The sequence below is a fragment of the Streptomyces telluris genome (assembly GCF_024519335.1).
GTDB lineage: Bacteria > Actinomycetota > Actinomycetes > Streptomycetales > Streptomycetaceae > Streptomyces > Streptomyces telluris.
The window spans coordinates 1-502 of the sequence record NZ_JANIID010000094.1; the positions used below are offsets into that span (position 1 = coordinate 1).

The following is a 502-nucleotide window of genomic DNA, read 5'->3' on the forward strand; positions in this document are numbered from 1 at the left end:
CGCCGGTATTGCCGCGACCGGTGCCGCTGTCGTCGCGGTGGCCGTGGCCCCGCACGCTTTCGCCGCTGATGCCGCTCCGGGTGGTGCTGCTGTGGTGAAGCCGGTGGCGTGGAGTGCTGAGGCTTTCGGTGAGACGCAGCAGGACGAGCTGGAGAAGCGCGCCGATGCTGCTGCCAAGGCCGGTGCGGATGCTGCTGCGAAGGTGAAGGTCGTCGAGGAGCGTGCTGCTCAGCAGGCCGCCAACCGTTCCACTGAGCGCAAGGCCATCGCCGCGAAGCCGGCCACCCCGGCGAAGCCCGCCGCCAAGCCTGCTGCCCCGGCTGCCCCTGCGAAGAAGGCTTACGCCGACAATCTTGAGGGCTGGATCGGTGAGTCCCTGGAGATTCTGCGGGCGAAGGGCATTCCGGCTTCGTATGACGGCATCAAGCGCAACATCATGCGTGAGTCGACCGGTAACCCGCGTGCGATCAACGGCTGGGACATCAACGCCGTGAACGGTGTT

At 67.1% G+C, this 502-nt stretch carries 1 pseudogene; it reads left to right on the forward strand.

The annotated features are described in order from the left end of the window. Positions 1 to 91: 91 nt before the first annotated feature. A pseudogene (locus tag NQU55_RS36245) lies at positions 92 to 502 on the forward strand (transglycosylase SLT domain-containing protein); the annotation flags it as partial.